At 75.6% G+C, this 24,719-nt stretch carries 22 protein-coding genes and 1 riboswitch; of the genes, 14 read left to right on the forward strand and 8 right to left on the reverse strand.

The window, feature by feature from the left end:
* Positions 1–45 precede the first annotated feature (45 nt).
* The 3 genes from AB0J00_RS08305 to AB0J00_RS08315 are packed head-to-tail and all read left to right on the forward strand — an operon-like array spanning position 46 to position 4,541.
* Positions 46–2,211, forward strand: coding sequence for an EAL domain-containing protein (locus tag AB0J00_RS08305; RefSeq protein ID WP_357742879.1), 2,166 nt, complete (start codon positions 46–48; stop codon positions 2,209–2,211).
* Positions 2,208–3,029, forward strand: a complete 822-nt coding sequence (locus AB0J00_RS08310; protein WP_357742882.1) for an HDOD domain-containing protein — start codon at positions 2,208–2,210, stop codon at positions 3,027–3,029. Before AB0J00_RS08305 ends, AB0J00_RS08310 begins: the two co-directional genes overlap by 4 nt.
* A gap of 30 nt (positions 3,030–3,059) precedes the next feature.
* The gene (locus AB0J00_RS08315; RefSeq protein WP_357742885.1) at positions 3,060–4,541 is read left to right on the forward strand and encodes a mannitol dehydrogenase family protein; all 1,482 of its coding nucleotides are present in this window, start codon (positions 3,060–3,062) and stop codon (positions 4,539–4,541) included.
* A 36-nt stretch (positions 4,542–4,577) separates the two neighbouring features.
* On the opposite strand, the gene AB0J00_RS08320 is transcribed toward AB0J00_RS08315, so the two are convergent.
* On the reverse strand, positions 4,578–6,278 hold the full coding sequence (locus AB0J00_RS08320) for an amidase (RefSeq protein ID WP_357742887.1): 1,701 nt from the start codon (positions 6,276–6,278) through the stop codon (positions 4,578–4,580).
* A gap of 100 nt (positions 6,279–6,378) precedes the next feature.
* On the opposite strand from AB0J00_RS08320, the gene AB0J00_RS08325 reads away from it, so the two are divergent.
* The 3 genes from AB0J00_RS08325 to AB0J00_RS08335 all read left to right on the forward strand — a co-directional run bounded on the left by AB0J00_RS08325 (position 6,379) and on the right by AB0J00_RS08335 (position 8,696).
* Positions 6,379–7,221 (forward strand): hypothetical protein, encoded by an 843-nt coding sequence (locus AB0J00_RS08325; RefSeq protein WP_357742889.1) that lies wholly within the window; start codon positions 6,379–6,381, stop codon positions 7,219–7,221.
* Between the two features lie 71 nt (positions 7,222–7,292).
* Positions 7,293–7,565, forward strand: coding sequence for a hypothetical protein (locus tag AB0J00_RS08330; RefSeq protein WP_357742892.1), 273 nt, complete (start codon positions 7,293–7,295; stop codon positions 7,563–7,565).
* 51 nt (positions 7,566–7,616) lie between these two features.
* Positions 7,617–8,696 (forward strand): SDR family oxidoreductase, encoded by a 1,080-nt coding sequence (locus AB0J00_RS08335; RefSeq protein WP_357742895.1) that lies wholly within the window; start codon positions 7,617–7,619, stop codon positions 8,694–8,696.
* Here AB0J00_RS08335 and AB0J00_RS08340 read toward each other — a convergent pair.
* A complete protein-coding gene (locus AB0J00_RS08340; RefSeq protein WP_357742898.1) occupies positions 8,677–9,114 on the reverse strand; it encodes a pyridoxamine 5'-phosphate oxidase family protein in 438 nt (145 codons plus the stop codon). The two genes, AB0J00_RS08335 and AB0J00_RS08340, sit on opposite strands and share 20 nt — an antisense overlap.
* A 153-nt stretch (positions 9,115–9,267) precedes the next feature.
* Positions 9,268–9,915, reverse strand: coding sequence for a hypothetical protein (locus AB0J00_RS08345; RefSeq protein ID WP_357742901.1), 648 nt, complete (start codon positions 9,913–9,915; stop codon positions 9,268–9,270).
* A 117-nt stretch (positions 9,916–10,032) separates the two neighbouring features.
* On the opposite strand from AB0J00_RS08345, the gene AB0J00_RS08350 reads away from it, so the two are divergent.
* The 3 genes from AB0J00_RS08350 to AB0J00_RS08360 all read left to right on the forward strand — a co-directional run bounded on the left by AB0J00_RS08350 (position 10,033) and on the right by AB0J00_RS08360 (position 13,169).
* Positions 10,033–10,836 (forward strand): hypothetical protein, encoded by an 804-nt coding sequence (locus tag AB0J00_RS08350; protein ID WP_357742904.1) that lies wholly within the window; start codon positions 10,033–10,035, stop codon positions 10,834–10,836.
* A 156-nt stretch (positions 10,837–10,992) separates the two neighbouring features.
* Positions 10,993–11,643 (forward strand): class I SAM-dependent methyltransferase, encoded by a 651-nt coding sequence (locus tag AB0J00_RS08355; RefSeq protein ID WP_357742907.1) that lies wholly within the window; start codon positions 10,993–10,995, stop codon positions 11,641–11,643.
* A 101-nt stretch (positions 11,644–11,744) separates the two neighbouring features.
* On the forward strand, positions 11,745–13,169 hold the full coding sequence (locus tag AB0J00_RS08360; protein WP_357742909.1) for an NADP-dependent succinic semialdehyde dehydrogenase: 1,425 nt from the start codon (positions 11,745–11,747) through the stop codon (positions 13,167–13,169).
* A 42-nt stretch (positions 13,170–13,211) separates the two neighbouring features.
* Here the strand turns inward: AB0J00_RS08360 and mgrA are convergent, their stop codons facing one another.
* Positions 13,212–14,243, reverse strand: coding sequence for an L-glyceraldehyde 3-phosphate reductase (mgrA, locus tag AB0J00_RS08365; RefSeq protein ID WP_357742912.1), 1,032 nt, complete (start codon positions 14,241–14,243; stop codon positions 13,212–13,214).
* Positions 14,244–14,258: 15 nt separating this feature from the next.
* Positions 14,259–15,761, reverse strand: a complete 1,503-nt coding sequence (locus AB0J00_RS08370; protein WP_357742915.1) for an amino acid permease — start codon at positions 15,759–15,761, stop codon at positions 14,259–14,261.
* A gap of 66 nt (positions 15,762–15,827) precedes the next feature.
* Between AB0J00_RS08370 and AB0J00_RS08375 the strand changes: the two genes are divergently transcribed.
* Together AB0J00_RS08375 and AB0J00_RS08380 are read left to right on the forward strand one after the other, a co-directional pair.
* The gene (locus AB0J00_RS08375) at positions 15,828–16,880 is read left to right on the forward strand and encodes an NAD(+)/NADH kinase (protein WP_357742918.1); all 1,053 of its coding nucleotides are present in this window, start codon (positions 15,828–15,830) and stop codon (positions 16,878–16,880) included.
* A gap of 210 nt (positions 16,881–17,090) precedes the next feature.
* Positions 17,091–18,014, forward strand: coding sequence for a DivIVA domain-containing protein (locus AB0J00_RS08380; protein ID WP_357742920.1), 924 nt, complete (start codon positions 17,091–17,093; stop codon positions 18,012–18,014).
* Positions 18,015–18,056: 42 nt separating this feature from the next.
* Here AB0J00_RS08380 and AB0J00_RS08385 read toward each other — a convergent pair whose 3' ends face one another.
* A complete protein-coding gene (locus AB0J00_RS08385; RefSeq protein ID WP_357742923.1) occupies positions 18,057–18,560 on the reverse strand; it encodes an NAD(P)H-dependent oxidoreductase in 504 nt (167 codons plus the stop codon).
* 100 nt (positions 18,561–18,660) lie between these two features.
* A riboswitch (SAM riboswitch) is annotated at positions 18,661–18,773 on the forward strand.
* A gap of 36 nt (positions 18,774–18,809) precedes the next feature.
* On the opposite strand from AB0J00_RS08385, the gene AB0J00_RS08390 reads away from it, so the two are divergent.
* The 3 genes from AB0J00_RS08390 to AB0J00_RS08400 are packed head-to-tail and all read left to right on the forward strand — an operon-like array spanning position 18,810 to position 21,541.
* Positions 18,810–20,165: an aminotransferase class V-fold PLP-dependent enzyme gene (locus tag AB0J00_RS08390; protein ID WP_357742926.1), complete on the forward strand. Its 1,356-nt coding sequence runs from the start codon at positions 18,810–18,812 to the stop codon at positions 20,163–20,165.
* Positions 20,166–20,214: 49 nt separating this feature from the next.
* Positions 20,215–20,694: an OsmC family protein gene (locus tag AB0J00_RS08395; RefSeq protein WP_357742929.1), complete on the forward strand. Its 480-nt coding sequence runs from the start codon at positions 20,215–20,217 to the stop codon at positions 20,692–20,694.
* 43 nt (positions 20,695–20,737) lie between these two features.
* Positions 20,738–21,541 (forward strand): DUF1684 domain-containing protein, encoded by an 804-nt coding sequence (locus AB0J00_RS08400; protein ID WP_357742931.1) that lies wholly within the window; start codon positions 20,738–20,740, stop codon positions 21,539–21,541.
* A 97-nt stretch (positions 21,542–21,638) separates the two neighbouring features.
* On the opposite strand, the gene AB0J00_RS08405 is transcribed toward AB0J00_RS08400, so the two are convergent.
* The gene (locus AB0J00_RS08405; protein ID WP_357742934.1) at positions 21,639–23,465 is read right to left on the reverse strand and encodes a DUF222 domain-containing protein; all 1,827 of its coding nucleotides are present in this window, start codon (positions 23,463–23,465) and stop codon (positions 21,639–21,641) included.
* Between the two features lie 258 nt (positions 23,466–23,723).
* Entirely contained in the window at positions 23,724–24,695 is a 972-nt protein-coding gene (locus AB0J00_RS08410; RefSeq protein WP_357742937.1) for an ABC transporter substrate-binding protein, read from the reverse strand.
* Positions 24,696–24,719 lie beyond the last annotated feature (24 nt).

Raw genomic sequence — 24,719 nt, forward strand, 5'->3', positions numbered from 1 at the left:
TCCCCCGGACGGACGGCGGACAGCGGAACCCACGGACGGAGCAGCGTGTCAGCGAGGTCGCGGGTGCAGGGCGACGAGCCGGTGCCGCCGGAGGTCGTGAACGCCGTCTTCCACGGGGTGAGCGTCAGCGACGCCGCGGCGATCCTGGTCGTGGAGCGGGTCGGGGGCACTGCGCGGGTCACCTGGAGCAACGGGCGCGCCGTCGACTTCCTCGGCTACGGCCTCGAGGACCTCCGGTCGGCGCCGTTCGAGCAGCTGCTGCCCAGCCTCGGCCGCAGCGAGCTGAAGCTGCTGCTGCGCCGGGAGCGCGCCGTCCGGATGACCCTGCCGGTGCGGCTGGCCAGCGGCGCCACCCTGGAGTGCATCGTCTCCGCCGTCCCCGCCCCCGTCGGGCGGCGCTGGACGGTCCGGCTGATCAGCACCGCGAACGAGCAGGAGCGCGCGCTGCGCGCCACCGCCGACGCCCACGAGCGCCGGTTCTCCACGCTGACCGAGCGCTCGCCGGTGCCGACCCTGCTGTCCGAGCAGGGCATGCGGCTCGCCCACGTCAACGACGCGTTCTGCGCGCTCGTCGGGCGGCAGGCCGAGCAGCTGCTGGGCACCGGCTGGATGACCACCGTGCACCCCGACGACCTCGACACCGTCATCGAGCAGGCCGCGGTCGTGCTCGACGGGGGCGAGGGGGAGGCGCAGGCCCGGCTGGTCCGCGAGGACGGCGCGGTGCGCACCACCGTCATCCGCTTCTCGCACCTGTTCACCCCCGGGGTCGGCGCCGGCTTCGTCGGCACGATCGAGGACATCACCGAGCGGCTGGCCTTCGAGGCGCGGCTGGCCCACCAGGCCAACCACGACCCGCTCACCGGCCTGCCCAACCGCACGCTGCTGGCCGAGTACGTCGCCGCGCGGTTCCTGCCCGGGCACAGCGACCTGGCCTGCATCTTCCTGGACCTGGACAACTTCAAGGTCGTCAACGACTCCCTCGGCCACGCCGCCGGCGACGAGCTGCTCGTCGAGCTCGCCGCCCGGCTGCGGGAGACGGTGCGCCCCGGTGACCTGGTCGCGCGGTTCGGCGGTGACGAGTTCGTCGTCGTCTGCGAGCACGTCGACGAGGCCGACGCGGTCGCGCTGGCCGAGCGGGTCGGCGAGGCGCTGCGGCAGCCGGTGCGGCTGGGCGGGGTCGACTTCCGGCCGGCGGCCAGCGTCGGGGTGACCGTGCAGACCCCCGAGCACGCCGCCGCCGAGGAGCTCGTCCGCGACTGCGACATCGCGATGTACCAGGCCAAGGCCGGCGGCAAGAACCGGATCACCGTGCTGGACCAGGACGCCCGCGCGCAGGCCCGGGACAAGCTGCGGCTGGTGGCCGACCTGCGCGACGCGATCGAGCGGCGCGACGTCACGCTGATGTACCAGCCGATCTTCGACACCGTCGAGGGCACCGCGGTCTCGGTGGAGTCGCTGGCCCGCTGGGTGCACCCCGAGCGCGGGCCGATCAGCCCGGCCACCTTCGTGCCGCTGGCCGAGGAGAGCGGGCTGGTCGGCGGGCTCGGGCTGCTGGTGCTCGACGAGACCTGCCGGCAGCTGGCCGCCTGGGACGCGCAGCTCGGCCCGGCCGCCCCGGAGCGCGCCAACGTCAACGTGTCCGCGCTGCAGCTGGACCCCAACCTCCCCGGCCAGGTCGCCTCGGCGCTGCACCGGCACGACCTGCTGCCCGCGCGGCTGTCCATCGAGCTCACCGAGTCGGCGCTGATGACGGACCCGGCGGCCGCCCGCGAGGTGCTGCTCCAGCTGCGCGACCTCGGCGTCCAGGTGTCGATCGACGACTTCGGCACCGGCTACTCGTCGCTGGCCTACCTGCGCCACCTGCCGGTCGACTGCCTCAAGGTCGACCGCTCGTTCGTCGCCGAGCTCGCCGACGGCCACTCCGAGATCACCTCGGCGGTCATCGCGCTGGCCCGCAACCTGGGCCTGTGCACCGTCGCCGAGGGCGTCGAGACCCTCGAGCAGGCCCAGCAGCTCGCCGAGCTCGGGGCCACCTTCCTGCAGGGGTTCGGCCTGGCCGCCCCGCTGGACGGCGCGAGCACCGGTGACTGGTTCGCCGCCCAGCACGACTCGCTCGACCCGGCCGGGCCCGCGCTGCCCAGCCGCCCCGCCACCGCCGCGACCCCGGCCCGCCCTGCCACCCCGGCAACCCCGACCCCGGAGCCCACGTGACCGCCTCGCTCGCCGCCGCCCCGACCTTCGACCTGGAGCGGGTGCTCGCCAGCATCGACCGGATGGCGGCGCAGCGCCCGGTGGCCGCGCAGATCGTGTCGGTGGCCAACTCCGACGAGGCCAGCGCCAAGGAGCTGTCCCGGATCCTCTCCGCGGACCTCGCCCTGGCCGGCCGGGTCATGAAGCTGTCCAACTCGGCGTTCTACGGCATGCGCGGCCGGGTCTCCTCGCTGCAGTTCGCGGTCACCGTCGTCGGGTTCACCACGGTGCGCACGATGGCGACCGTCGCGCTGACCGACCTGGACGACGAGTCGCGGCTGCCCGGGTCGTTCTGGGACGTCAGCACCTCGCTGGCGCTGGCCGCCTCGACCCTGGCCCCGCGGTTCGGGCAGCGGTCGCAGGACGCGCTGTGCCTCGGCCTGCTCGCCCAGCTGGGCGTGGCGCTGCTGTTCCACAACGACCCCGAGGGCTACGCGCAACTGGAGGCCGAGGCGCCGACGGCGGCCGGTCGCCGGCTGGCCGAGGTGCACCGGTACGGCATCTCCGCGCTGCGGCTGACCGCCGTCGCGCTGGAGCAGTGGGGCTTCCCGGCGGCCATGGTCGCGCCGCTCACCGCGTTCGACGACCTGCAGTCGACCGAGGGCGCGCTGCTGCGGGCGTCGTTCGAGATCGTCCACCGGATGACCGTCGACGGCCACGAGGACGTGCCGATGGCCGAGCTGACGCTCGGCCGGATGACCGACCGCGAGGTGCTGCCGATCCTGGAGCAGGTCCGGGTGGACGCCGTGGAGCTGCGCCGAGCACTGCTGGAGGACTGAGCGGGCGCTCCGCGGGGCAGGGACCGCCGCATGACCCGGCTCAGCGCGGCGACCCTCGACTCGCTCAGCGCCTCCGTGCAGGTCCCGGCCTACGACCGGAGCCGGGTGCGCACCGGCATCGTGCACCTGGGCGTCGGCGGCTTCCACCGCTCCCACCAGGCGATGTACCTCGACCGGCTGATGAACCGCGGCGAGGCGCTGGACTGGGGCATCTGCGGGGTCGGGGTGCTGCCCGGCGACCGGCGGATGGCCGAGGTGATGGACCGGCAGGACTGCCTCTACACGCTGGTGCTCGCGCACGCCGACGGGTACCAGGAGGCCCGGGTCATCGGCTCGGTGGTCGAGTTCCTCCTCGCCCCCGACGACCCGGAGGCCGTGGTCGCGAAGATGGCCGACCCGGCCACCCGGATCGTCTCGCTGACGGTCACCGAGGGCGGCTACAACGTCAACTCCGTGACCGGGGAGTTCCAGGCCGACGCCCCGGCGATCGTCGCGGACCTGCAGCCGGGCGCGGCACCGCGGACGTCGTTCGGGCTGGTCGTCGAGGCGCTGGCCCGCCGCCGGGCGGACGGCGTCCCGCCGTTCACGGTGATGTCCTGCGACAACGTCCCGGGCAACGGCGACGTCGCCCGGCGGAGCTTCGCGGCGTTCGCCGGGCTGCGCGACCCGGAGCTGGGGGAGTGGGTGCGCCGGGAGGTGCCCTTCCCGAACTCGATGGTCGACCGGATCACCCCGGGCACCACCGACGCGCACCGCGCGGAGCTGTCCCGCCGGTTCGGCGTGCAGGACGGCTGGCCGGTGGTCGCCGAGCCGTTCACCCAGTGGGTGCTGGAGGACTCGTTCCGCTGCGGCCGCCCGCCGCTGGAGGACGCCGGTGTCCAGGTGGTCGCCGACGTCGAGCCGTACGAGCTGATGAAGCTGCGGCTGCTCAACGGCAGCCACCAGGCGATGGCCTACCTCGGCCTGCTGGCCGGCTACGAGTTCATCCACGACGTGTGCCAGGACCCGCTGTTCCGCGGGTTCCTGGGCGGCTACATGGACGTCGAGGCCACGCCCACCCTCGCGCCGGTGCCCGGGGTCGACCTCGACCGGTACAAGGCCGACCTGATCAGCCGGTTCGCCAACCCGCACATCCGCGACACCCTCGCCCGGCTGGCCGCCGAGAGCTCGGACCGGATCCCCAGGTTCCTGCTGCCGGTGGTCCGGGCGCAGCTGGCTGCCGGGGGCGACGTGCACCGGTCCGCGGCCGTGGTGGCCGGCTGGGCGCGCTACGCCGAGGGGGTCGACGAGCACGGGCAGCCGTTCGAGGTCGTCGACCCGCGGCGGGACGCGCTGATGGCCGCGGCCCGCCGCCAGCGCGACGAGCCGCTGGCCTTCCTCGCCGACCGCGACCTGTTCGGCGACCTGGCCGACGACGAGCGGTTCACCACCGCCTACCGGGCGGCCCTGGGGTCGCTGCACGCGCTGGGCGCTCGCGCGACGTTGGAGGCGGTGGTCGGCGGCCGGCTCTGACCGGCCGCCGACCCGCCCTCGCCGGCCCGGTCCCCGTCAGCCGGCCGGCGCCGGGTCCGGCCCGACCGTCGGCAGGTAGCCCGGCTCCGCCCGCTCCGGTGCCTGCGCCTCGAACGACGCCGCCAGGTCCAGCACGTCGGCGTCGGCCCAGCGGGTGCCGAAGAACGAGATGCCGATCGGCAGCGCGCCCCGCGGGCCGGCGAAGCCGGCAGGCACCGTGACGTCGGGGTAGCCGGCCACCGCGGCCGGCCCGGAGGTGCTGTAGGTGAAGACGTCGGCCCGGCCGTCGACCGACTCGTAGGCCGTCGTCCAGGCCGGGGTGTTGGTCAGCCCGACGACGGCGGCCAGGTCGTCCTCCGCGCCCGGGCCCTGCGCCAGCACCTCGTCGATGGACCGGCGGGCGAGGTCGCGGATGGTGGTCCGGGTCTGCGCGATCGCCGGGTCCTCCTCCGGGGTGCGCGCCGCCTGGGCCTGCTCGAACAGCTCCTGCCCGAAGTAGGCCAGCTCCACCGGGTCCTGCCGGTTGAACTCGATCAGCCCGGCCAGGTCGCGCGGGTGCTCGCCGGGGGTGGCCGCGAGGTAGGCGTTCACGTCGCGCTTGAACTCCGCCAGCAGCGCCGGTGTCTCGCCCGCGCTGATCTGCTCCTGGTACTGCAGCGTCACCGGGACGACGGTCGCCCCGGCCGCCTCCAGCTGCTTGACCGCGGCCGCGAACACCGCCTCGGTGGGGTCGTCGACGGCGGCCCTCTCCGCGTCGCTGAGCTGCCACACCCCGACCCGCGCGCCGCGCAGCGCCCGGGTGTCCAGCTCGGCGACGTCCCGCGCCAGCCCGTCGGGCAGCTCGCCCGTGGCGGCGTCGGCCGGGTCGCGACCGGTGATCACCTGCATGGTGAGCGCCGCGTCGACGGTGTGCCGGGCCATGGGTCCGGCGGTGTCCTGCTCGGCCGAGATCGGCACGATGCCGGTGCGGCTGACCGCGCCCAGGGTGGGCTTGAGGCCCACCACGCCGTTGGCGCCGGCCGGGCAGACGATCGACCCGTCGGTCTCGGTGCCGATGGCCACCTGGGCCAGCGAGGCCGCGACCCCGGCCGCGGAGCCGCTGGAGGAGCCGCACGGGTTGCGGTCGAGCACGTAGGGGTTGGCGGTCTGCCCGCCCACCCCGCTCCAGCCGCTGGTGGCGTCGTTCCCGCGGAAGTTGGCCCACTCCGAGAGGTTGGCCTTGCCCAGCACGATCGCGCCGGCCTCCCGCAGCCGCCGGGTGAGCGTGGCGTCGTCCGGCGTGCTGCCCAGCAGGGCGCGCGAGCCGGCGGTGGTGGGCAGGTCGGCGGTGTCGATGTTGTCCTTCAGCAGCACCGGGATCCCTTCGAGCGCGCTGCGGGCCCGGTGCCGCTGGCGCTCACGGTCGCTCGCCGCGGCGTCGTCGACCGCCGCCGGGTTGACGCTGAGCACGGCGCCCAGCTCGTCGTCCACCGCGGCGATGCGGTCGAGGTAGGCGCGGGTCAGCGCGACGGCGGTCAGCGTGCCGGCGTCCATCCGCTCCTGCAGCTCGGGGATGGTCAGCTCCTCGAGGTCCAGGTCGCGCAGCGGGAGCGTGCCGGAACCGGCGGCGTCCCCGCCGTACGAGCCGCCCGGCTGCGCGGAGACCGCGCCGGCGGGGACGAGCAGGACGGCGGTGACCGCGGTGACGACCACGGCGCGGCGGCGTCCGGGCCGCCGGGTGCGTGCGGTGCTGGTCATGTCTCTCCCTGGGGCAGGTGAGGGGACGAGCGGTGCACCGAATGCTCACAGCCGGCGCTCAGTCGCGCACCCCGGCCGCCGGCCGGGGCACAGTGGAGGGGTGTTCGACGTCGACTTCATGTCGTTGCTGGCGCGCGAGGTGCTCCGCGAGCGGCGTCCGGCCCTGATCGCCGAGACGTGCGCCTGGACGGTGGGCCTGTCCGACCAGCCGCACCACACCCGCCGGCGCGGCCGGGTGGTCTCGACCGGGACGACGATCGGCGTGCGCGCCGCGTCCGGGCAGCTGCTCAGCGGCGAGGAGGAGGGCCGGCTGGAGCTCGGCGACGCCCGCCCGGGCAGCTTCCAGGACCTGCTCAACTCCGTCACCCCCGACGGCACCGTCTACGCCGAGCGGTTCGACGTCGAGGTGGTGGAACCGTTCGTGCTCGACACCTGCGTGCAGGCCGCGGAGCGGGCCCGGGACACCCGGCCCGCCGACTGGGCGGAGCTGCTCGACGAGGTGGGGGAGGACGGGCGCGACCTGGTCGCGGTGGTGCGGGCCGGTGAGTGGGAGGCGCCGCTGCGCATCGACGCCGAGCACGCGGTGCTCGCCGCGCTGGGCGCCGTGCCGCTGATCGAGCTGGAGGCCGAGGGGCTGCCCCTGTCGCTGGTGCGCGCCGCCGAGGCGGTCACCCGCGCGGCCGCCCCGGCCCCGCGGGCGGCCGACCCGGCGCACGACGACCTGGCCGGCGCGCTGTTCCTCGCCGAGGCGGCGCTGCGCGGCTCGGGCCTCCCGCTGCCGGTGCCGCCCGCGCAGGCGGACCGGCTGCTGGAGCTGCTGCTGGAGGCGGGCGTGCTGCCCGAGGAGGTGCCCACGCTGCTCGCGTCGCTGCCGGTGGAGCCGGCCACCGCGGCCGAGGTGCGGGCCACCGTCGCCGTCCTCGGCGGCCCGGCGGGGAGCTGACCGAGGGGGCTTCCGCGGCGCGCCCGACGGGGTGACCATGGAGGCACCTGCTCCGCCAGGGAGGTCCCGAGATGACCCGTGCGACACCGGCCCGGCCGGCACCCGACCCGCTGGCCATGACCGCCGCCGAGAAGGCGATGTGCGAGTGGGAGGCGCGGCACGACGTGGCCCGCCGCGGCCGCTCCGCCCTCGCCGGCCCGGTGCAGCACTACCTCTCCGAGGCGCACTCGCGGGAGGCGTGCGAGCGGGCCGCCGAGCCGCCGCGCGCGGAGCCGCCCCGGCGGCCGGCCCGGCCCCCGTCGCCGCCGCCGCACGACCCGTGGTGGCTGCGTCCGGTCCGCTGAGCCGGCGCTCCGCGCACGGTTCGCCGTCCCGGTGCCGGGCACAGGGACGGCGTGAGCGAGACGACTGCGACCCCCGGCCACGGCAGCGTGCTGGTCACCGGCGCCGGCGGCGTCATCGGCAGCCACGCGGCCGCCGCCTACGCCCGCCGGCCCGGCTGGCGGGTGCGCGGGGTGAGCCGGCGGACCCCGCGGGACGCCGGCTGGGAGCACCTGGCCGTCGACCTGTCCGACGCCGCCGCCGCGCGGGACGGGCTGGCGGGCGCCGGCGACGTCACCCACCTGGTGTTCGGCGCGTACGCCGAGCGGCCCACCGCCGCGGAGCTGTCGGAGGTCAACGTCGCGCTGCTCCGGAACACGCTCGACGGGCTGGCCGCGGCCGGCGCGCCGCTGGAGCACGTCACCCTCTACCAGGGCGGCAAGGCCTACGGCGCGCACATGGGGTTCTTCAACACCCCGGCCAAGGAGCGCGACCCGCGGATCGTGCAGCCGAACTTCTACTACGACCAGGAGGACCTGCTGCGCGCGGTGGCCGCCGAGCGCGGCTCCCGGCTCACCGTGCTGCGCCCGGAGGGCGTCATCGGCTACGCGGTCGGCAACCCGATGAACCTGCTGATGGTGATCGCCGTCCACGCCTCGATCACCAGGGCGCTGGGCCAGCCGCTGCGCTTCCCCGGCAGCCTGGCCGCCTACGACGCGCTGTACCAGGTCACCGACGCGGAGCTGCTGGCCGACGCGACGGTGTGGGCCGGCAGCGCCCCGCAGGCCGACGGCGAGGTCTTCAACGTGACCAACGGCGACCAGCTGCGGTGGCGGCACCTGTTCCCGGCGTTCGCGCGGGCGTTCGGCATGGAGTCCGCCGAGCCCCAGCCGGTGCCGCTGGCCGAGGCGATGGCCGGCCGCCGCGACGTCTGGGAGCGGCTGGTCGCCGAGCACGACCTGGTGCCCACACCGTTCGAGGACCTGGTCGGCTGGGACTTCGGCCAGTTCATCTTCACGTCCGGGTTCGACAACGTCAGCTCGACGATCAAGATCCGCCAGGCCGGGTTCGCCGGCTGCCTGGACACCGAGGACCGGTTCGTCGAGCTCCTCGAGCGGCTGGCCGCCGACCGGGTCATCCCGCCGCTGCGCTGAGGGCGGGCAGCACCCGGCGGCCCCGCAGCACGGTCAGCCCGACGGCGACGTAGCACGGGTCCCCGGGGGCGCAGCGCCGGGCGCCGAGCCGGTCCAGCGCCCGCAGCTCGGCCGGGTCGGTGATCAGCCGGGCGGCGCCGACGGCGGTGACGTCCCAGCCGGTCCGGGTCACCGGGTCGACGTCGTCGGCCGAGAACGCCACGACGGCGCCCCGGCCGGCGACGGCGAGGGCGACCGAGCTGGTCAGCCGGGTCGGGATGAGCACCTCGTCGCCGTGCACCACGAAGTGCACCGGCTGGATCGCCGGCAGCGCGGCCTCGGTGTAGGCGATCCGGCCGATGGGGGCGGTGCGCAGCAGCCGGCGGCACTCGGCCTCGTCGAGGACCTCGATCCGGCGCTCGGGTGGGGTGCGGGGCACGGACGTCTCCCTGGGCTCCTCGGGACCGGTCGTGTGCGACCGTTCTCCGCAGCTCCCACTGTCCCCGGCCGGTGGCCGGGGACACCGGGGTCGTTGGTCCCGACGTGCAGGGCCGGCGGGTGAGGGCTCCCGCGGGTCAGGGATTGCGCGGCGTCAGGGCTCCAGCGAGTCGGCGCCCGGCCGGCGCCGGTCGGCCCACTGCGGCTCGACCGCGGCCCACCCGGCGTCCCACTGGCGCGCCCGCCGGCGGGCCAGCACCAGGCACACCGCGCCGTGCGCGGTCAGCGCCACGGCGGTGACCGAGAGGAACACCAGCGCGCCGCGGACCAGCGCCCGGTCGGTGACCTCCGAACCGTTCAGCGGCGCCCGGGTGCGGGCGCCGTCGGCGTCGATCCAGATGGTCACCTCCTGGCCGGCGGTCGCGCCGACCGGCGCGGGCACCCGGTCCTCGACGGTCCGCCCGTCGGGCGTCGTCCACCGGGCGAGGGTGAACTGCCGGTCGCCGGCGCTGCCCAGCGTCACGTGGGTGGTGTCCTCGACCAGCACGGCGGTCACCTGGTGCCGCTCGGCCGCCTGGGCGCGGGCGGCGTCGGCGACCGCGCTGCGCGCGACCGTCCCGACCGCCAGCGACACCGGCACGGCCACCAGCACCACGGCGAGGAGGGCCAGCCGGGACACCATCTCCACCCGGTCGGACCGGCGCTTCAACGGCCCGCCGCCGAGCAGCAGCCGGCGCAGCGCACGCCGCACCGGGCGCCCGCCGGTCCCGCCCCCGACCCCGCCGTCGACCTGGTGGGCCATCGCTGCTCCCTTGCTCGCGCGACCGTGTGCCGGACAGTGTGTGCCCCGGCGGGCCGCCGCGGGAGGGGCTGGTCACCCGGCGGAAGGCGGGACGGAGGGCTCCGGGAGGATCCCGGGGTGACCGTCCTGCTGCGCTCCGGGAGCGCCGAGCTCGAGATCGACCCCGCCGCGGGTGCGCGCTGGACCTCCTGGCGGGTGGCCGGCCTGGAGCTGCTCACCACCGCCGAGGTGCCCCTGCCGGCCGGCATGAGCGGCGGCAGCTTCGTGATGGCGCCGTTCGCCGGCCGGCTCGGCGGCGGGCGGCTGGAGCTCGGCGGGCAGGTGCACCAGCTGGCGGTGCTCGCGCCGCCGCACGCCATCCACGGCACGGTGAGCGAGCGCCCCTGGCAGGTGCTGGAGCAGGCGGCCGACCGGGTGCGGGTCGGCGTCGACCTCGGCCCCGGCTGGCCGGCCCGCGGCCGGGTCGAGCAGACGCTGCAGCTGGCCGGTGACCGGCTGTCCAGCGAGCTGGTGGTCGCCGCCGAGGAGCCGATGCCGGTCACCGTGGGCTGGCACCCGTGGTTCGCCCGGCAGCTGTCCCGGGGCGCGCCGGCGCAGTGGCTGCTGGCGGGCGGGCAGCAGTACGTGCGCGGCGCCGACGGCCTGCCCACCGGCGAGCTCGTCGACCGCCGTCCGGGGCCCTGGGACGACTGCTTCCGCGGCTTCGCCACGGCGCCGGGGCTGCGCTGGGACGGCGCGCTGGAGCTGCGCGTCGACTCCTCCGCCGACCACTGGGTGCTGTTCGACGAGCGGCCCGGCGAGCTGTGCCTGGAGCCGCAGACCGGGCCGCCGGACGCCCCCCGGCTGGGCGCGGCCACCGAGCTGGCCGCGGGGGAGAGCACGACGCTGACCTGCACCTGGCGGTGGACCGTCCTCGACTGACGGCGCCCCTGGCGGGGTACCGCTGGGCCATGCCGAGCCACCGCGACGACGAGACCAGGGGACGGGCGGACGCCGGCCCGTCGACGGCCGGGCGCAGGGCCGGGACCAGGGACCTGCTCGACCGCCTCGACGCGACGCGCGGCTGAGGAGCCCGCCGTGGCCGCGCCGACGACGACGTTCCACCAGCACCCGGTGTTCGCCCGGGTGTACAGCCGGATGGCCGCGGGCCTCGAGCACCGCGGGGCCGCGGAGATCCGCGGCCGGCTGCTGGCCGGGCTGTCGGGCACCGTGCTGGAGGTGGGCGCGGGCACCGGCACGAACTTCGCGCACTACCCGCCGACCGTCGGCCGGGTGGTCGCGGTCGAGCCGGAGACGCACCTGCGCGCGCACGCCGCGCGGGCGGCAGCGACGGCGCCGGTGCCGGTGGCCGTCGTCGACGGCGTCGCCGAGGACCTGCCGGTCGCCGACGGGTCCGTCGACGCCGTGGTCACCTCGCTGGTGCTCTGCAGCGTCGCCGACCAGGCTGCGGCCCTGCGCGAGGTGCGCCGGGTGCTGCGGCCGGGCGGGGAGCTGCGCTTCTGGGAGCACGTCCGGGCCGACGGCGGCGGGCTGTCCCGCACGCAGCGGCTGCTGGACCGCACCGTCTGGCCGCTGCTGGCCGGCGGTTGCCACGTGTCGCGGCGGACGCTGCGGGCGATCGAGGACGCCGGGTTCGCGGTGACCCGGCTGGAGCGGTTCCGCTTCCCCGACACCCGGCCGCCGAACCCGGCGGCGCCGCAGGTGCTGGGGGCCGCCGTCCGGTCGTGACTGCCTGATCACGGTTTCGCCGCCCCGACCGGCCGGGCAGGGGAGGGGACGCGGCCGCCCGGGGACCCCGGATGCCGGCCGCCGACGAGGAGGGGACCCCCATGGCGATCGCCACGACCAACCCGGCCACCGGTGAGACGGTGCAGACGTTCGAGGCGCTGTCCGACGCGGCGCTGGAGGAGAGGATCGCCCGCGCCGCCACGGCGTTCGAGAGCTACCGGCGGACCACGGTGGAGCAGCGGGTGGGCTGGCTGCGCGCGGCCGCCGACGCGCTGGAGGCCGACGTCGACGACGTCGCCGCGCTGATGACCACCGAGATGGGCAAGACGCTGGCCTCGGCGAAGGCCGAGGCGACCAAGTGCGTGGCGGCGCTGCGCTGGTACGCCGAGCACGGCCCGGCGTTCCTCGAGCCGGAGCGCAAGGACGCCGGGGCCGTGGGCGCCGTCGACGCCTACGTCACCTACCAGCCGCTGGGCGTCGTCCTGGCGATCATGCCGTGGAACTTCCCGCTGTGGCAGGCGATGCGCTTCGCCGCCCCGGCGCTGATGGCCGGCAACGTCGGGTTGCTCAAGCACGCCAGCAACGTGCCGCAGACCGCGCTGTACATGGAGGAGCTGTTCCGCAGGGCCGGGTTCCCCGCCGACGTGTTCCAGGCGCTGCTCATCGGCTCGGCCACCATCGAGCGGGTGCTGCGCGACGACCGGGTCGTCGCCGCGACGCTCACCGGCAGCGCCCCGGCCGGCCAGTCGGTGGCCTCGATCGCCGGCGACGCCCTCAAGCCCACCGTGCTCGAGCTCGGCGGCTCGGACCCGTTCATCGTGATGCCCTCGGCGGACCTGGAGGCAGCCGCCTCGGTGGCCGTCACCTCGCGCAACCAGAACAACGGGCAGAGCTGCATCTCGGCCAAGCGGTTCTTCGTGCACCGCGACGTCGCCGAGGAGTTCACCCGGCTGTTCGCGGAGAAGATCGGCGCGCTCACCGTCGGCGACCCGATGGACGCCGGCACCGAGATCGGGCCGCTGGCCACGGAGTCGGGTGTGCAGGACGTCGAGGAGTACGTGGCCGACGCCGTCGGCAAGGGCGCGACCGTCGTCGTCGGCGGGAAGCGGGTCGACCGGCCGGGGTGGTTCTACGAGCCGACCCTGCTGACCGGCATCACGCCGGAGATGAAGCTGTACGCCGAGGAGGTCTTCGGGCCGGTCGCCGCGCTGTGGGTCGTCGACAGCCTGGACGAGGCCCTCGAGATCGCGAACAGCCACCCGTACGGGCTCGGCTCGAACCTGTGGAGCGAGGACGAGGACGAGCGGGCGCAGTTCGTCCGCGACGTCCAGTCGGGCATGGCGTTCATCAACGGGATGACCACCAGCTACCCGGACCTGCCGTTCGGCGGGGTGAAGCAGAGCGGGTACGGGCGGGAGCTCACCGAGCTCGGCATGCGGGCGTTCATGAACGCCAAGACCGTCTGGGTCGGGAGGCCCAGCAGCGAGCAGCGCCAGGGCGACAGCGCCGGCTCCGCGAACGAGTGACGGTGACCCCGGGGCGGGCGGCGGCCCGCCCCGGGGAGCACGTCACGCGGTGCGGAACGACTGCCAGATGTCGATGCCGGCGTCGACGGCGTGCTGGTCGATCGCGGCCAGCTCCTCGGCGGAGAAGTCCAGCCGGTCCAGCGCGGCCACGTTCTGCTCGAGCTGGCCGACGCTGCTGGCGCCGACCAGCACCGACGTCACCCGCTGGTCGCGGAGCGCCCAGGCCAGCGCGAGCTGGGCGAGGGTCTGCCCGCGGCCGTCGGCGATCTCCTTGAGCGCCCGCACGTGGGTGAGGTACTGGTCGGTGATCATGCCGGGGTCCAGCGACTTGTCCTGGCTGGCCCGGGAGCCCTCCGGCACGCCGCCGAGGTACTTCTCGGTGAGCATCCCCTGCGCCAGCGGCGAGAACGCGATGCAGCCGGCGCCCACCTCGGCGAGGGTGTCGAGCAGGCCCTCGGTCTCGATCCAGCGGTTGAGCATCGAGTACGAGGGCTGGTGGATGAACAGCGGCGTCCCGAGGTCGGCGAGGATGCGCGCGGCCTCCCGGGTGGCCTCCGGCGAGTAGCTGGAGATGCCGGCGTAGAGCGCCTTGCCGGAGCGGACGGCGGCGTCCAGCGCGCCCATCGTCTCCTCCAGCGGCGTCGTCGCGTCGTACCGGTGGCTGTAGAAGACGTCGACGTACTCCAGCCCCATCCGCTGCAGCGACTGGTCGAGGCTGGCCAGCAGGTACTTCCGGGAGCCACCGCCGGAGCCGTACGGGCCCGGCCACATGTCGTAGCCGGCCTTGCTGGAGATGACCAGCTCGTCGCGGTACGGGCGGAAGTCGTCGCGCAGGTGCCGGCCGAAGTTGGTCTCCGCGGAGCCGTAGGGCGGGCCGTAGTTGTTCGCCAGGTCGAAGTGGGTGATGCCCAGGTCGAAGGCCCGGCGCAGGATCTCCCGCTGCCGGTCGAACGGGACGTCGTCCCCGAAGTTGTGCCAGAGCCCCAGGCTGACCGCCGGCAGGTCCAGCCCGCTGCGCCCGGTCCGCCGGTAGGTCATGGAGTCGTAGCGGTCGCTCGCCGCGTCGAAGGCCATGCGCAGGATCGTGCCTCAGCTCCCGCTGGTCGCCTCAGCCGGGCGGGCGCCGCCCTCGCGCGCCGCGAGCCGGGCCCGGGAGTGCCGGTAGCCGTAGCCGGCGTAGATGACCAGCCCGAGCACCAGCCAGGCGAGGAACCGCCACCAGGTCTCCAGCTCGAGGTTGGCCATCAGGTACAGGCAGGCCACCGCGGACAGGACCGGCACGACCGGGGACAGCGGGACGCGGAAGGACCGCGGCATGTCCGGGCGGGTGTGCCGCAGCACCGGGACGGCGATCGACACCAGCACGAAGGCGAACAGGGTGCCGATGCTGACCAGGTCGGCGAGCACGTCGAGCTTCACCAACGCGGCCATCACCAGCACCACCGCGGCGTACAGCAGCGTCATCCGGACCGGGGTGCCGGTGCGCGGGTGCACCTTCGCGATCGACTGGGGCAGCAGCCCGTCGCGGCCCATGGCGAAGCCGATCCGGCTGACGGTGACCAGGTCGACCAGGATCACCGAGGTCAGCCCGGCGACGGCGGCGATCGACACCAGCGTGGAGCCCCAGCCGAGGCCCACCTGGTCGAAGGCGTCGGCGATCGGCGCGCCCTCGTCGATCTTGTCGTAGTGGACCATCCCGACGACCACGAGCGAGACGCCGATGTACAGCGCGGTGGCCAGCCCGAGGGTGCCGAGCAGGCCCAGCGGCAGGTCGCGGGAGGGCTTGCGGGTCTCCTCCGACAGGTTCGCCACCGCCTCGAAGCCGGTGTAGGAGAAGAAGACGACCGCGGCCGCGGTGAGCACCCCGCCGATGCCGAAGGTGGTCGGGTCGATGCCGGCCACCGCCTGGATGAGGGTCTGCTTGAGGCCCGAGGCGTCCTGCGCGCCCTGGCTGGCCGGGATGAACGGCGTGAGGTTGGCGCCGCGGACGTACCAGGCGCCGGCGACGATGACGAACACGCAGATCGCGACCTTGACGATGACCAGCACGCCGGCCACCCGGGCCGACTCGCGGATCCCCAGCACGGCGATGACGGTCAGCACGACCACGATGGACACCGCGCCGAGGTTGAACCCGGCGTCCTCGCCGAACAGCGAGGTGGGGAGGTCCAGCAGGTTGCCCAGGTACGCCGACCAGCCGCGGGCGACCACGGCGGCGCCCAGCGCGAACTCCAGGAACAGGTCCCAGCCGATGATCCAGGCCAGCAGCTCGCCCGTGGTCGCGTAGGCGTAGGAGTACGCGCTGCCCGCCGTCGGCACGGCCGAGGCCAGCTCCGCGTAGCACAGCGCGGCGAGCAGGGCGACGACGCCGGCGATGGCGAAGGAGATCACGACGGCCGGGCCGGCGGTGTTCTTCGCCTGGACCCCGGTGAGGGTGAAGATGCCGGTGCCGATCACCACGCCGATGCCGAAGCCGATGAGGTGCCGGGCGCTCAGCCGTTTGCGCAGTGCGCCGACGGCGCCGCTCTCGCTGCTCTCGCCCTCGCTGTCCGCGCGGATGGTCTCGACGGACTTCGTCCGGAACAGGTCCACCGGGTCACGCTAGGTCGCGACGATCATCCGCGCGCGCTGGACGGCGGACCCGGCCAGACTGGCCGGGTGGGCATCCAACGCATCGGCCTGGTCGTGCACGGCGGCAAGCCCGCGGCCCGGGACGCCGCCGCCCGGGTGCGGGAGTGGGCCGCCGCGCAGGGGCTGGGCTGCGCCGACATCGACGTGTGGGGCGAGGGGGCGGAGCGGCGGTCGGCCCACGAGGAGGCCGAGCGGGCGGGCAACCCCGACCTGGTGGTCACCGTCGGCGGCGACGGCACGTTCCTGCGCGGTGCGCGGGTGGCCGCGGCGGCCGGGGCGCTGGTGCTCGGGGTGGACGTCGGGAGGGTCGGCTTCCTCACCGAGGTGCGGGCCGACCGGGTCGAGGAGGCGCTGCAGGCGGTGCTCGACGGCGCCGTCGTCGTCGACGAGCGGATGACGCTGACCATGCGGGCCGACCGGCCGCTGGCCATCCCGCCGGGGCTGGAGGCGCTGTTCCGCTACGGCCGGGGGCCGGCGCTGCCCCCGCCGCGGCCGCGCACCGAGGTGGCCGAGGAGGTCGGCTGGGGGGTGCCGCTGGACGTGCTGGCGCTCAACGACGTCGTCTTCGAGAAGCTGGCCCGCGACCGGCAGGCGAGCCTCGCCCTCTACGTCGACGGCCGGCTGTTCGCCTCCTACTCCGCGGACGCGCTGGTGGTCTCCTCGGCGACCGGCTCGACCGCCTACAGCTTCGCCGCGGGCGGGCCGGTGCTCTCCCCGGACCTGGACGCGCTGGTGTTCACCCCGGTCGCGCCGCACATGGTGTTCGACCGCAGCCTGGTGCTGTCGGTGCGGCACCGGATCAGCGTGCTGGTGCTGGGCCGCTCCGGGCAGGTGGCGGTGAGCGTCGACGGGCAGCTGCGCGGCGTGCTCGAACCGGGCGACTGGGTGACCGTCTACGGCGCCCGGCAGCGCTCCCGGCTCGTGCGGCTGGCGCCGCCGGACTTCCTCGGCCGGGTGCGCAGCCGCTTCGGGCTCACCGACGCCCGGGCCGCGGTCGCCGACGGGGAGGCGCCGCTGGTGCACGACCCCGGCGTGCCGCTGCCGCCGGACCTGGCGCACCCCGGTCCGGACGGCGGCTGAACCCCGGCCGGGTGCCCGTGGGGAGCGGTGTTCGATCATGGTCGCGGTCGGGGTCGGAGCACCGGGAGCGCCGCGTGAGCGGCGAGCCACGGCGCGTGACGACGCCGCGGCGCTGTCGTCGTGTCGCGGCCGTGTCGCGCCGCCGGGTGCGCGTCGCGGCGGGCGTGTCCGGAGCCCGGCTGCAAGCGTCGGGAACAGGAGGTGGTGCCGGTGGCCGGCAAGCCAGCGGAGGACAGTGCGCCGGCGGCGGAGGCCGCGCGCTCGGCGGCCCGGCGGGGGCGGGGCCTGCGGCGCCCGAACCTGTCCGGCGACCTGGAGACGATGCTCGAACCGGGCCCGCTGTTCCGCGACCAGCTGCGCGGCTACGACCGGCTGCAGGTCGACAACTACGTCTCCTGGGCGGAGACCGAGCTGCAGGCCGTGCGGCGGGAGAACGACGACCTGGCGGCCCGGCTGGGCAGCGCGAGCGCCGAGCTGTCGGCCGCCCGCCGCAAGCTGGCGCACTCGACCGACGCGCAGCACCTCGGCCGGGTCAGCGAGCGGATCGGCCAGATCCTGCAGCTGGCCGCCGACGAGGCAGCGGAGATCGCCCAGCGGGCGGCCGAGGACGCCGACCGGGTGGTCGCCGAGGCGCACGCCGAGGGCGAGCGGGTGCTGCGGGCCGCCCGCGACCAGGAGGCCCGCACGAACGCCGAGTGCGAGCGGCTGCTGGGCGAGGCCGAGCGGCTGCGCGCCGAGGCGGCCGCGCTGCTCGAGCAGGCCGGCGTCGACGCGGTGCAGCGGGAGCGGGACGCCGCCGCCGATCGGGCCCGGCGCGACGCCGAGGCCGCCCAGCGGCGCGACCAGGAGCTCGCCGACGCCCGGCGCCGGGCGCAGGAGGAGCGCGACGCCGCCCAGGCGGTCGCCGAGCAGCGGCTGGCCGAGGTGCGCGCGGAGGTCGGTGAGCTGCTGGCGCAGCGGGACCGGGTGCAGTCGCTGCTGCGGGCGCTGACCGAGCAGCTCGACGCCGCGCTGCAGCAGCTCGCGCCGGCCGGGACCCCGGAGCCGCGCCGTCCGAACGTCGTCGCCGACACCGTCGACATCCGGCCGAACAGCGTCGCGCCGCAGGCCGCGACCCGGGACGCCGCGCGCTGACCGCCGGCCGGCCCGGGACACCGAGTTCCCGGGCCGGCGGGGTCAGCCCCGGCCGAAGGCGGTGCGGGCGGCCGCGACCTGCGGAGCGGCGACCGCGACCCAGTCGTCGAGCGGGCCGGGCGCGTCCCACGCCTTGTCCTGCAGGTAGAGCCCGCGGGTGGGCGTGGTGGCGCCGAGCTCGACCAGCACCGGCTTGAGCAGCAGCTCCGGCGCGAGGGCGTGGGTCGGACCGCCGCCGAGCATCACCGGGACGGCGACCACGCCGGCCAGGTCGCCGGTGCCGATCTGGTCGAGGAAGAGCTTGAGCAGGCCGGTGTAGGTGGCCTTGTAGGTCGGGCTCGCGACGACCGCGACCGACGCCTCCCGGACGGCGGTCACCGCGTCGGCGACGGCCGGGTCGCCCCAGCCGAGCAGCCCGGCACCGAGGTCGACGACGTCGACCACCCGGTCGGCGGGCGCGCCGGTGAGCCGTTCGGCGACCGCCTCGGCCGCGGCTCTCGTGCGCGAGGCGGGCTTGGGGTTGCCCACCACGACGACGGTGCTCATGCAGGTACCTCCTGGGGACGGCGCGGGATCGGCGACACGATATCCGCACCAAGATGATGGGAATTGACGGCTGTCGCCTCCCCGTGCCAGTCTGTCGGCAGGTCACGAGTGCCAGCGCGAAGCCCCGGCTTGCTGGCCGGCAACCCTCCTCCGCGATGGGGTGCCCCGGGTGACGACCGGGCGGCTGCGACCCCGCAGCCGCAAGCGCGGACCCGTGCCCCGGGTCCCCGACCCGTCTGGAGCACCGCTGTGTCCGCTGCACTCCTCTGTCCCGCCCCGGTCGCCGTCGCCGCGCCGCTGCTGCCCCTGGTGGGGGCCGCCACCCGCGTGCCGCTGGTGACCGGGGGCGAGACCACCTACGCCGACCTGGACGGCGCCGCGAGCTCGCGGGCGCTCGAGGTGGTCGCTGCTGCCGTCACCGAGGCGCTGCCGCGGTACGCCAGCGTGCACCGCGGCGCCGGGTGGCTGTCCCAGCTGTCGACGGCCGCGTACGAGGACGCCCGCGCGACGGTGGCCGGCTTCGTCGGCGCCCGCGCGGACGACGTCGCCGTCCTCACCCGGCACACGACCGACGCGCTCAACCTGCTGGCCGGCTGCGTGCCCGACGGGGCGGCGGTGCTCGTGCTGGACGTCGAGCACCACGCGGACCTGCTGCCGTGGCAGCGGCGGCGGGGGCCGGTGACCGTGCTGCCCGCGGCGCCGACGGTCGCGGACACGCTGCGGCTGCTGGGCGCCGAGCTCGCCGCCGCGCCGTACGCGCTGGTCGCGGTCACCGGGGCCTCGAACGTCACCGGCGAGGCGCTGCCGGTCGAGGACGTCGTGGAGCTGGCCCACGCGGCGGGCGCCCGGGTGGTCGTCGACGGCGCGCAGCTGCTGCCGCACCGGCGGTTCTCGCTGGCCGCGACCGGCGCCGACTACGTCGCGCTGTCCGGGCACAAGCTGTACGCGCCGTTCGGCACCGGCGCCCTGGTCGGCCGGCGGGACTGGCTGGACGCCGCCCCCGCGTACCTGGCCGGTGGCGGGGCGGTCGCCGAGGTGACGGTGGAGGAGACCCGCTGGGTGGCGGCGCCGCACCGGCACGAGGGCGGCTCGCCGAACGTGCTGGGTGCGGTGGCGCTCGCCGCGGCGTGCGACGCGCTGGCCGCGCTGCCCGACGGCGCGCTGGTCGAGCACGAGCGGGTGCTGCGCGAGCGGCTGGTCGACGGGCTGCGCGAGCTTCCGGAGGTGCGGGTGCTGCGCATCTGGGCGGACTCCGGGGAACCGACCGGCGTCGTCAGCTTCACCGTCGAGGGCGCGGACCCGGGGCTGGTGGCCGCGTACCTGTCGGCCGAGCACGGGATCGGGGTCCGCGACGGCCGGTTCTGCGCGCACCCGCTGCTGGCGCGGCTCGGCGTCCCGGAGGGGGCGCTGCGGGCGAGCGTCGGTGTGGGCACCACGAGCGCGGACGTCGACCGGCTGCTGGAGGCTGTTGCGACCTACCTCACCCGGGGTCCGCGGGCGGAGTACGCGCAGGTGGCCGGGCGTTGGCAGCCGGTGGACGACCCGCGGCCGCTGGTGGCCGGCGCCCAGCGCGGTGCCGGCTGCGGCCCGGCCCAGCACGCGTGACCCACCCGTCTTCCGAGCACATCCGTCTTCCGAGCAGAGGGGCACCCGCGTGACCACCGTCCGGCCCAAGGCCAGCGTCGTCCCGTTCACCCACACCGCGTCGGGCACCGGCGTGCTGCAGCGCGTCGTCGTCGGCGGCGACGCCGGGCACACGTTCGAGGTCGACACCTACCCGGCGTTCGGCGGCCGCGACGCGTCGCCGAGCCCGCTGTCCTACGTGCTGGCCGCGCTGAGCTCGTGCAACCAGGTCACCGGCAGCGTGGTGGCGAAGGAGCTGGGCGTCGCGCTGGGGGCGTGGTCGTTCGACGTGCGCGGCGACCTGGACACCGCCGTCATGGTGCGCGGGGCCGACGGCGATGCGAACTTCGACGCGGTGACCGTGACCGTGTCGGTGGAGACCGACGCCGACGAGGCGACGTTCGAGCGTCTCGCGGCCGAGACCGAGCGGCGCTGCCCGGTGACGCAGCTGTTCCGCCGCAGCGGCCTGGAGTACACGAGCACCTGGAACCGGTCGGCCCTCCCGGCCTGACCGTCGCGGACACCCCCACAGACAGCGACCGAGGAGACAGCGCATGACCGTCCTGGACACCGACACCTTCGCCGCCGAGTGGGCGGAGTGGCACGAGCAGCACGAGCGGGTGCGCGCCGACGGGCACGGCTTCCTGGCGATCACCGGGCTGCACTGGCTGACCGACCAGCCGCAGCGGATCGACGGTGCGCCGGGGGAGTGGTGGACCGGCCCCGGCGGGCCCGTGGTGCGGCTGGCCGAGGGGGAGTCGCTCGTCGTCGAGGGCCGCACCGTGACCGGTGAGCACTCGTTCGGGGTCATCCCGGAGCGCGGCGGCGTGAACGCCGGGTTCGGCGACGCGGTGATCGAGGTGGCGAAGCGCGGTGGGTCGGACGTCGTCCGGCCGCGGCACCCCTCGTACCCGGTGCGCGTCGAGTACCCGGGCACCCCGGCCTACCCGGCCGACCCGCGGTGGGCGGTCACCGGGCGGTACGTGCCCTTCGACGAGCCGCGGCCGACGACGGTGGGCGCGGTCGTCGAGGGGCTGCAGCACGTGTACGACGCCCTCGGGCGGGTGGAGTTCGAGCTCGACGGGCAGCCGTTCTCGCTGACCGCGTTCAACGGACCGACCGCGGCGGGCAGCCTGTTCATCCTGTTCACCGACGCGACGTCGGGGGTGACCACGTACGCGGCGAACCGCGCGCTGGTCGTCGCCCCGCCGGCCGCCGACGGCACCGTCACGGTGGACTTCAACCGGGCCACCAACCTGCCGTGCGCCTACACGGAGTTCGCCACCTGCCCGCTGCCGCCGGCGGAGAACCGGCTGCCGATCGCCATCGGGGCCGGGGAGAAGAAGCCGGTCGGCTGACCCTCCGCCGTGGGCGCCGTCGGTCCGGCCCGGGTTCCGCGACCCGGGCCGGGCGCGGCGCGGCCGGCAGCTGCGCGGGTGGTCAGAACGCTGCCGGTCAGAACGGCGGCGGGTCATCGGCCGGTGGACCGGTCGGCGGAGACCCGAGCCGGTGGACCGTCGGGTCGTCGTCGTCCGGTCCCGGCGGGGAGCTGATCAGCACCTCGCCGGTCGGAGTGGTGAACCGGAGCGCACCGCCGGTCAGGGCGTGCAGCTGCCAGCCGGGCGCCTGGTGCACGAGCCGGTGGTGGTGCCGGCACAGGCAGCACATGTTCTCCGCCGACGTGCTGCCCTCCGGCCAGCGCACCAGGTGGTGCTGGTCGCACCGCCGCCCGGGCCGGCGGCAGCCCGGGAAGCGGCAGCGCCGGTCGCGCTGCCGGAGGTGCCGGGTGAGCTCCGCGGTGGGTTCGTAGGCGTCGGTGGGCGGTGGTGGGCCGAGCGCCCGCCCGGCGCGCAGCGCGGTCGCGTCGGTGAGCGCCAGCAGCTGCCCGGTCAGCTCGTCGACCAGGGCGACGTGCGGCCGCTCCGCGAGCGCGGTGCCCGACAGCGTGCGCATCCACAGCAGGTCGCGCAGTGCGGTCGCCGAGGTGTCGCCCGGGACCGCACGGCCGGCGTCGGCATCCACGCGCTCGGCATCCACGCGCTCGGCGTCCACGCGCTCGGCGTCCACGCGCTCGGCATCGACGCGCTCGGCCTTGGGCTGGGCGGGTGGCTCGGTGGGTGCGTCCGGCTCGGTGGGGGGAGCGGGTTCCGGCGCGGCGGGCGGGGTCGCGGTGAGCTCGTCGTCCTCGACCGGCAGCAGGCCGAAGGTGCGGGCCAGCGCACGCACCACCGCCGCGGGGACGACGTCGCCGCCGACCTCGCCCGGGTCGTCGCCACCCAGCAGGGTGCGCACCGTCGCGATGATCGTCAGCTGCGCCTGCACCGGCGACAGGCCGTGCTCGCCCGGCCGAAGCACCAAGCCGACCATGCAGTCGACCATCCGCTGCTGCCGGGTGCGTTCGTCGCCGGGGACCTTCGCCGCGTCGGCGTACTGCCGCAGCGCGTCCTGCACGGCGCGCAGCACCGGCAGCGGCAAGTTGGTCAGCGACAGCGTGCCGAGTCCGTCGCCGGTCGGGTGCACCTGCACCCCTCGCTCGCGCAGCGCAGCCTCCACCCGGCGGGTGATCGCCTGGCCGTCCAGCCGCTGCACCACCCGGTGGGCCGCGGCCCGCAGCTGGGTGGGCGTCTTGGTGCCGAGCCGGCGCAGCACCCGGGTCTCGGCGTCGCCGCGGACGTCGTCGGACAGCGGGCCGAGCACCTCGCAGAGCACCGCGACGTGGTCCCAGGTCAGCGCCCCGGCTTCAAGCGCGGTGAGCGTCGCGGGCAGCCGGTCGGTCAGCAGCAGCGACTGCACCATCAGCCGCTCTGCCCGCGCGGAGGTGACCGACAGCGCGGTGGAGAGCTCGTCGACGGCCCACTCGCTCACCGGCAGCAGTGCTGGGTGCCGGGCGGCCCGGGTGGCCGCCGCAGCAGCGCCGACCTCCTCGTCGGGCCGGTCGGCCGTGGCGGGGCGGGACCGGCAGAACCGCGCGACGGCCCGCGCCTGCCGTGCCTGTGCGGCGGCGACCACCCGCTCCTCGTGCCGCACCTCGTCGAGCAGGCCCGCGCCGGTCTCCAGCGAGCTCCGGAGGCCGGTGGAGACGGCCACGAGTTCCTCGTCCGCCGCGGCAGTGCCCTCGCCGCCGTCATCCCAGTCGAGGAACCAGCTCGGCTCCCCGTCCGCCGTCTCGACCCGTCCGCCGGCCGCGACGAACCACGCGGCCCCCGTGGCGGTGAGCAGCCGGGCAGCCGCGTCCGCGTACGCAGGACCGGGTGCGAGGTCGGTGGCCAGAGGATCGAACATATGTTCGATTCTATTGGCCTGTCGGGCAGCTGACCATCGGAGATGCGGCCTGTGGACAACTCGGGACGGCCCGGCCGACCGGGACGTCAGGACATCTAAGCGGGCCGTCGTGCACCAGCGGGCCGGCGTCAGCCGGTGGCCGAGCCGCTCCCGACCGCGTGCGCGCCCAGCGCGAACGGCGCCGCGTCGGCCGGCACGCCGAGCGCGAGGTCGGCCACCCGCAACGGCGGTAGCGGCACCTGCCCACGCGCTACCCGGTCAGGACGCCACCTGCGGGTTGATCTCCGGCTTGTCGACCGCCTCGCCGGACAGCCCCCACCGCTCGAGCGTCTTCCGGTACGACCCGTCGTCGAAGGTGTGCTGCAGCGCCGCCTCGAACGCGTCGACCAGGCCGTTGCCCTTGAGCGAGGTGGCCGCGACGTAGGTGGTGTTCGGCCAGCCGGCGTTGACCGTGCCGGCGATCCGCACCTTGCCGAGCGACTCCTGGTACACGGCGCTCGGGTTCGGTGCGAGGTACCCCTCGATCCGGCCGGACTGCAGGGCCAGCTGCACGTCGGCGTCGTTGGCGAAGTACTGCAGCTGCGCCGGCTCCAGCCCCGCCGCCTCGTTCTGCTCGTTCCAGTCGAGCAGGATGCGCTCCTGGTTGGTCCCCGAGGCGACCGCGATGGTGTGCCCGGCGATGTCCTTGGCCTCCTTGAAGGTGAGCGTGCTGTCCGGGGCCGTGGTGAAGGCCATGACGCCCTGCCGGTAGGTGGCGAAGTCGAACAGCTCCAACCGGGCCTTGTTGACACCGACGTTGGAGAACACGGCCTCGACGCCGCCGCTCTGCAGGGCCAGCGGCCACTGCTCCCAGGACATGTTCTGCACCTCGAGCTGGAGCCCGAGCGAATCGGCGACCAGCGAGGCGATGTCGACCTCGCTGCCGACGACGGTGGAGTTGTCGCTGGCCAGGAAGCCCAGCGGCGGCGCACCGAGTCCCGCGACGGCGATGGTCAGCTTGCCGTCGGCGGCGATCGACGGCGGGACGAGCTCCGCTGCGGCGGCGTCCTCCTTGGTGTGCACCCGTCCCTTCTGCTCCGGGCTGGTGTCGACGACGAGCGCCTTGGTGGCGCCGGCATTGCTGGACTTCGTCTGCTGGTCGGCCTCGATCTCGGCGGAGCTGCTGCACGCGGAGAGCAGCAGCGCGCCGGCGAGCGGGAGGACGGCGAGGGCGGTGCGGGTGCGGGACACGGGGTGGGGTCTTCCTTCTCGGAC

Source organism: Modestobacter sp. NPDC049651 (assembly GCF_040659695.1).
In the GTDB taxonomy this organism is placed as follows: Bacteria; Actinomycetota; Actinomycetes; order Mycobacteriales; family Geodermatophilaceae; genus Modestobacter.

Bases quoted from the DNA above. Each gene is read 5' to 3' on its own strand.
- AB0J00_RS08315 (WP_357742885.1), top strand. From the start codon at position 3,060: ATGACCCGGCTCAGCGCGGCGACCCTCGACTCGCTCAGCGCCTCCGTG.
- AB0J00_RS08405 (WP_357742934.1), bottom strand. From the start codon at position 23,465: ATGTTCGATCCTCTGGCCACCGACCTCGCACCCGGTCCTGCGTACGCG.
- AB0J00_RS08330 (WP_357742892.1), top strand. From the start codon at position 7,293: ATGACCCGTGCGACACCGGCCCGGCCGGCACCCGACCCGCTGGCCATG.
- AB0J00_RS08360 (WP_357742909.1), top strand. From the start codon at position 11,745: ATGGCGATCGCCACGACCAACCCGGCCACCGGTGAGACGGTGCAGACG.
- AB0J00_RS08320 (WP_357742887.1), bottom strand. From the start codon at position 6,278: ATGACCAGCACCGCACGCACCCGGCGGCCCGGACGCCGCCGCGCCGTG.
- AB0J00_RS08345 (WP_357742901.1), bottom strand. From the start codon at position 9,915: ATGGCCCACCAGGTCGACGGCGGGGTCGGGGGCGGGACCGGCGGGCGC.
- AB0J00_RS08400 (WP_357742931.1), top strand. From the start codon at position 20,738: ATGACCGTCCTGGACACCGACACCTTCGCCGCCGAGTGGGCGGAGTGG.
- mgrA (WP_357742912.1), bottom strand. From the start codon at position 14,243: ATGGCCTTCGACGCGGCGAGCGACCGCTACGACTCCATGACCTACCGG.
- AB0J00_RS08385 (WP_357742923.1), bottom strand. From the start codon at position 18,560: ATGAGCACCGTCGTCGTGGTGGGCAACCCCAAGCCCGCCTCGCGCACG.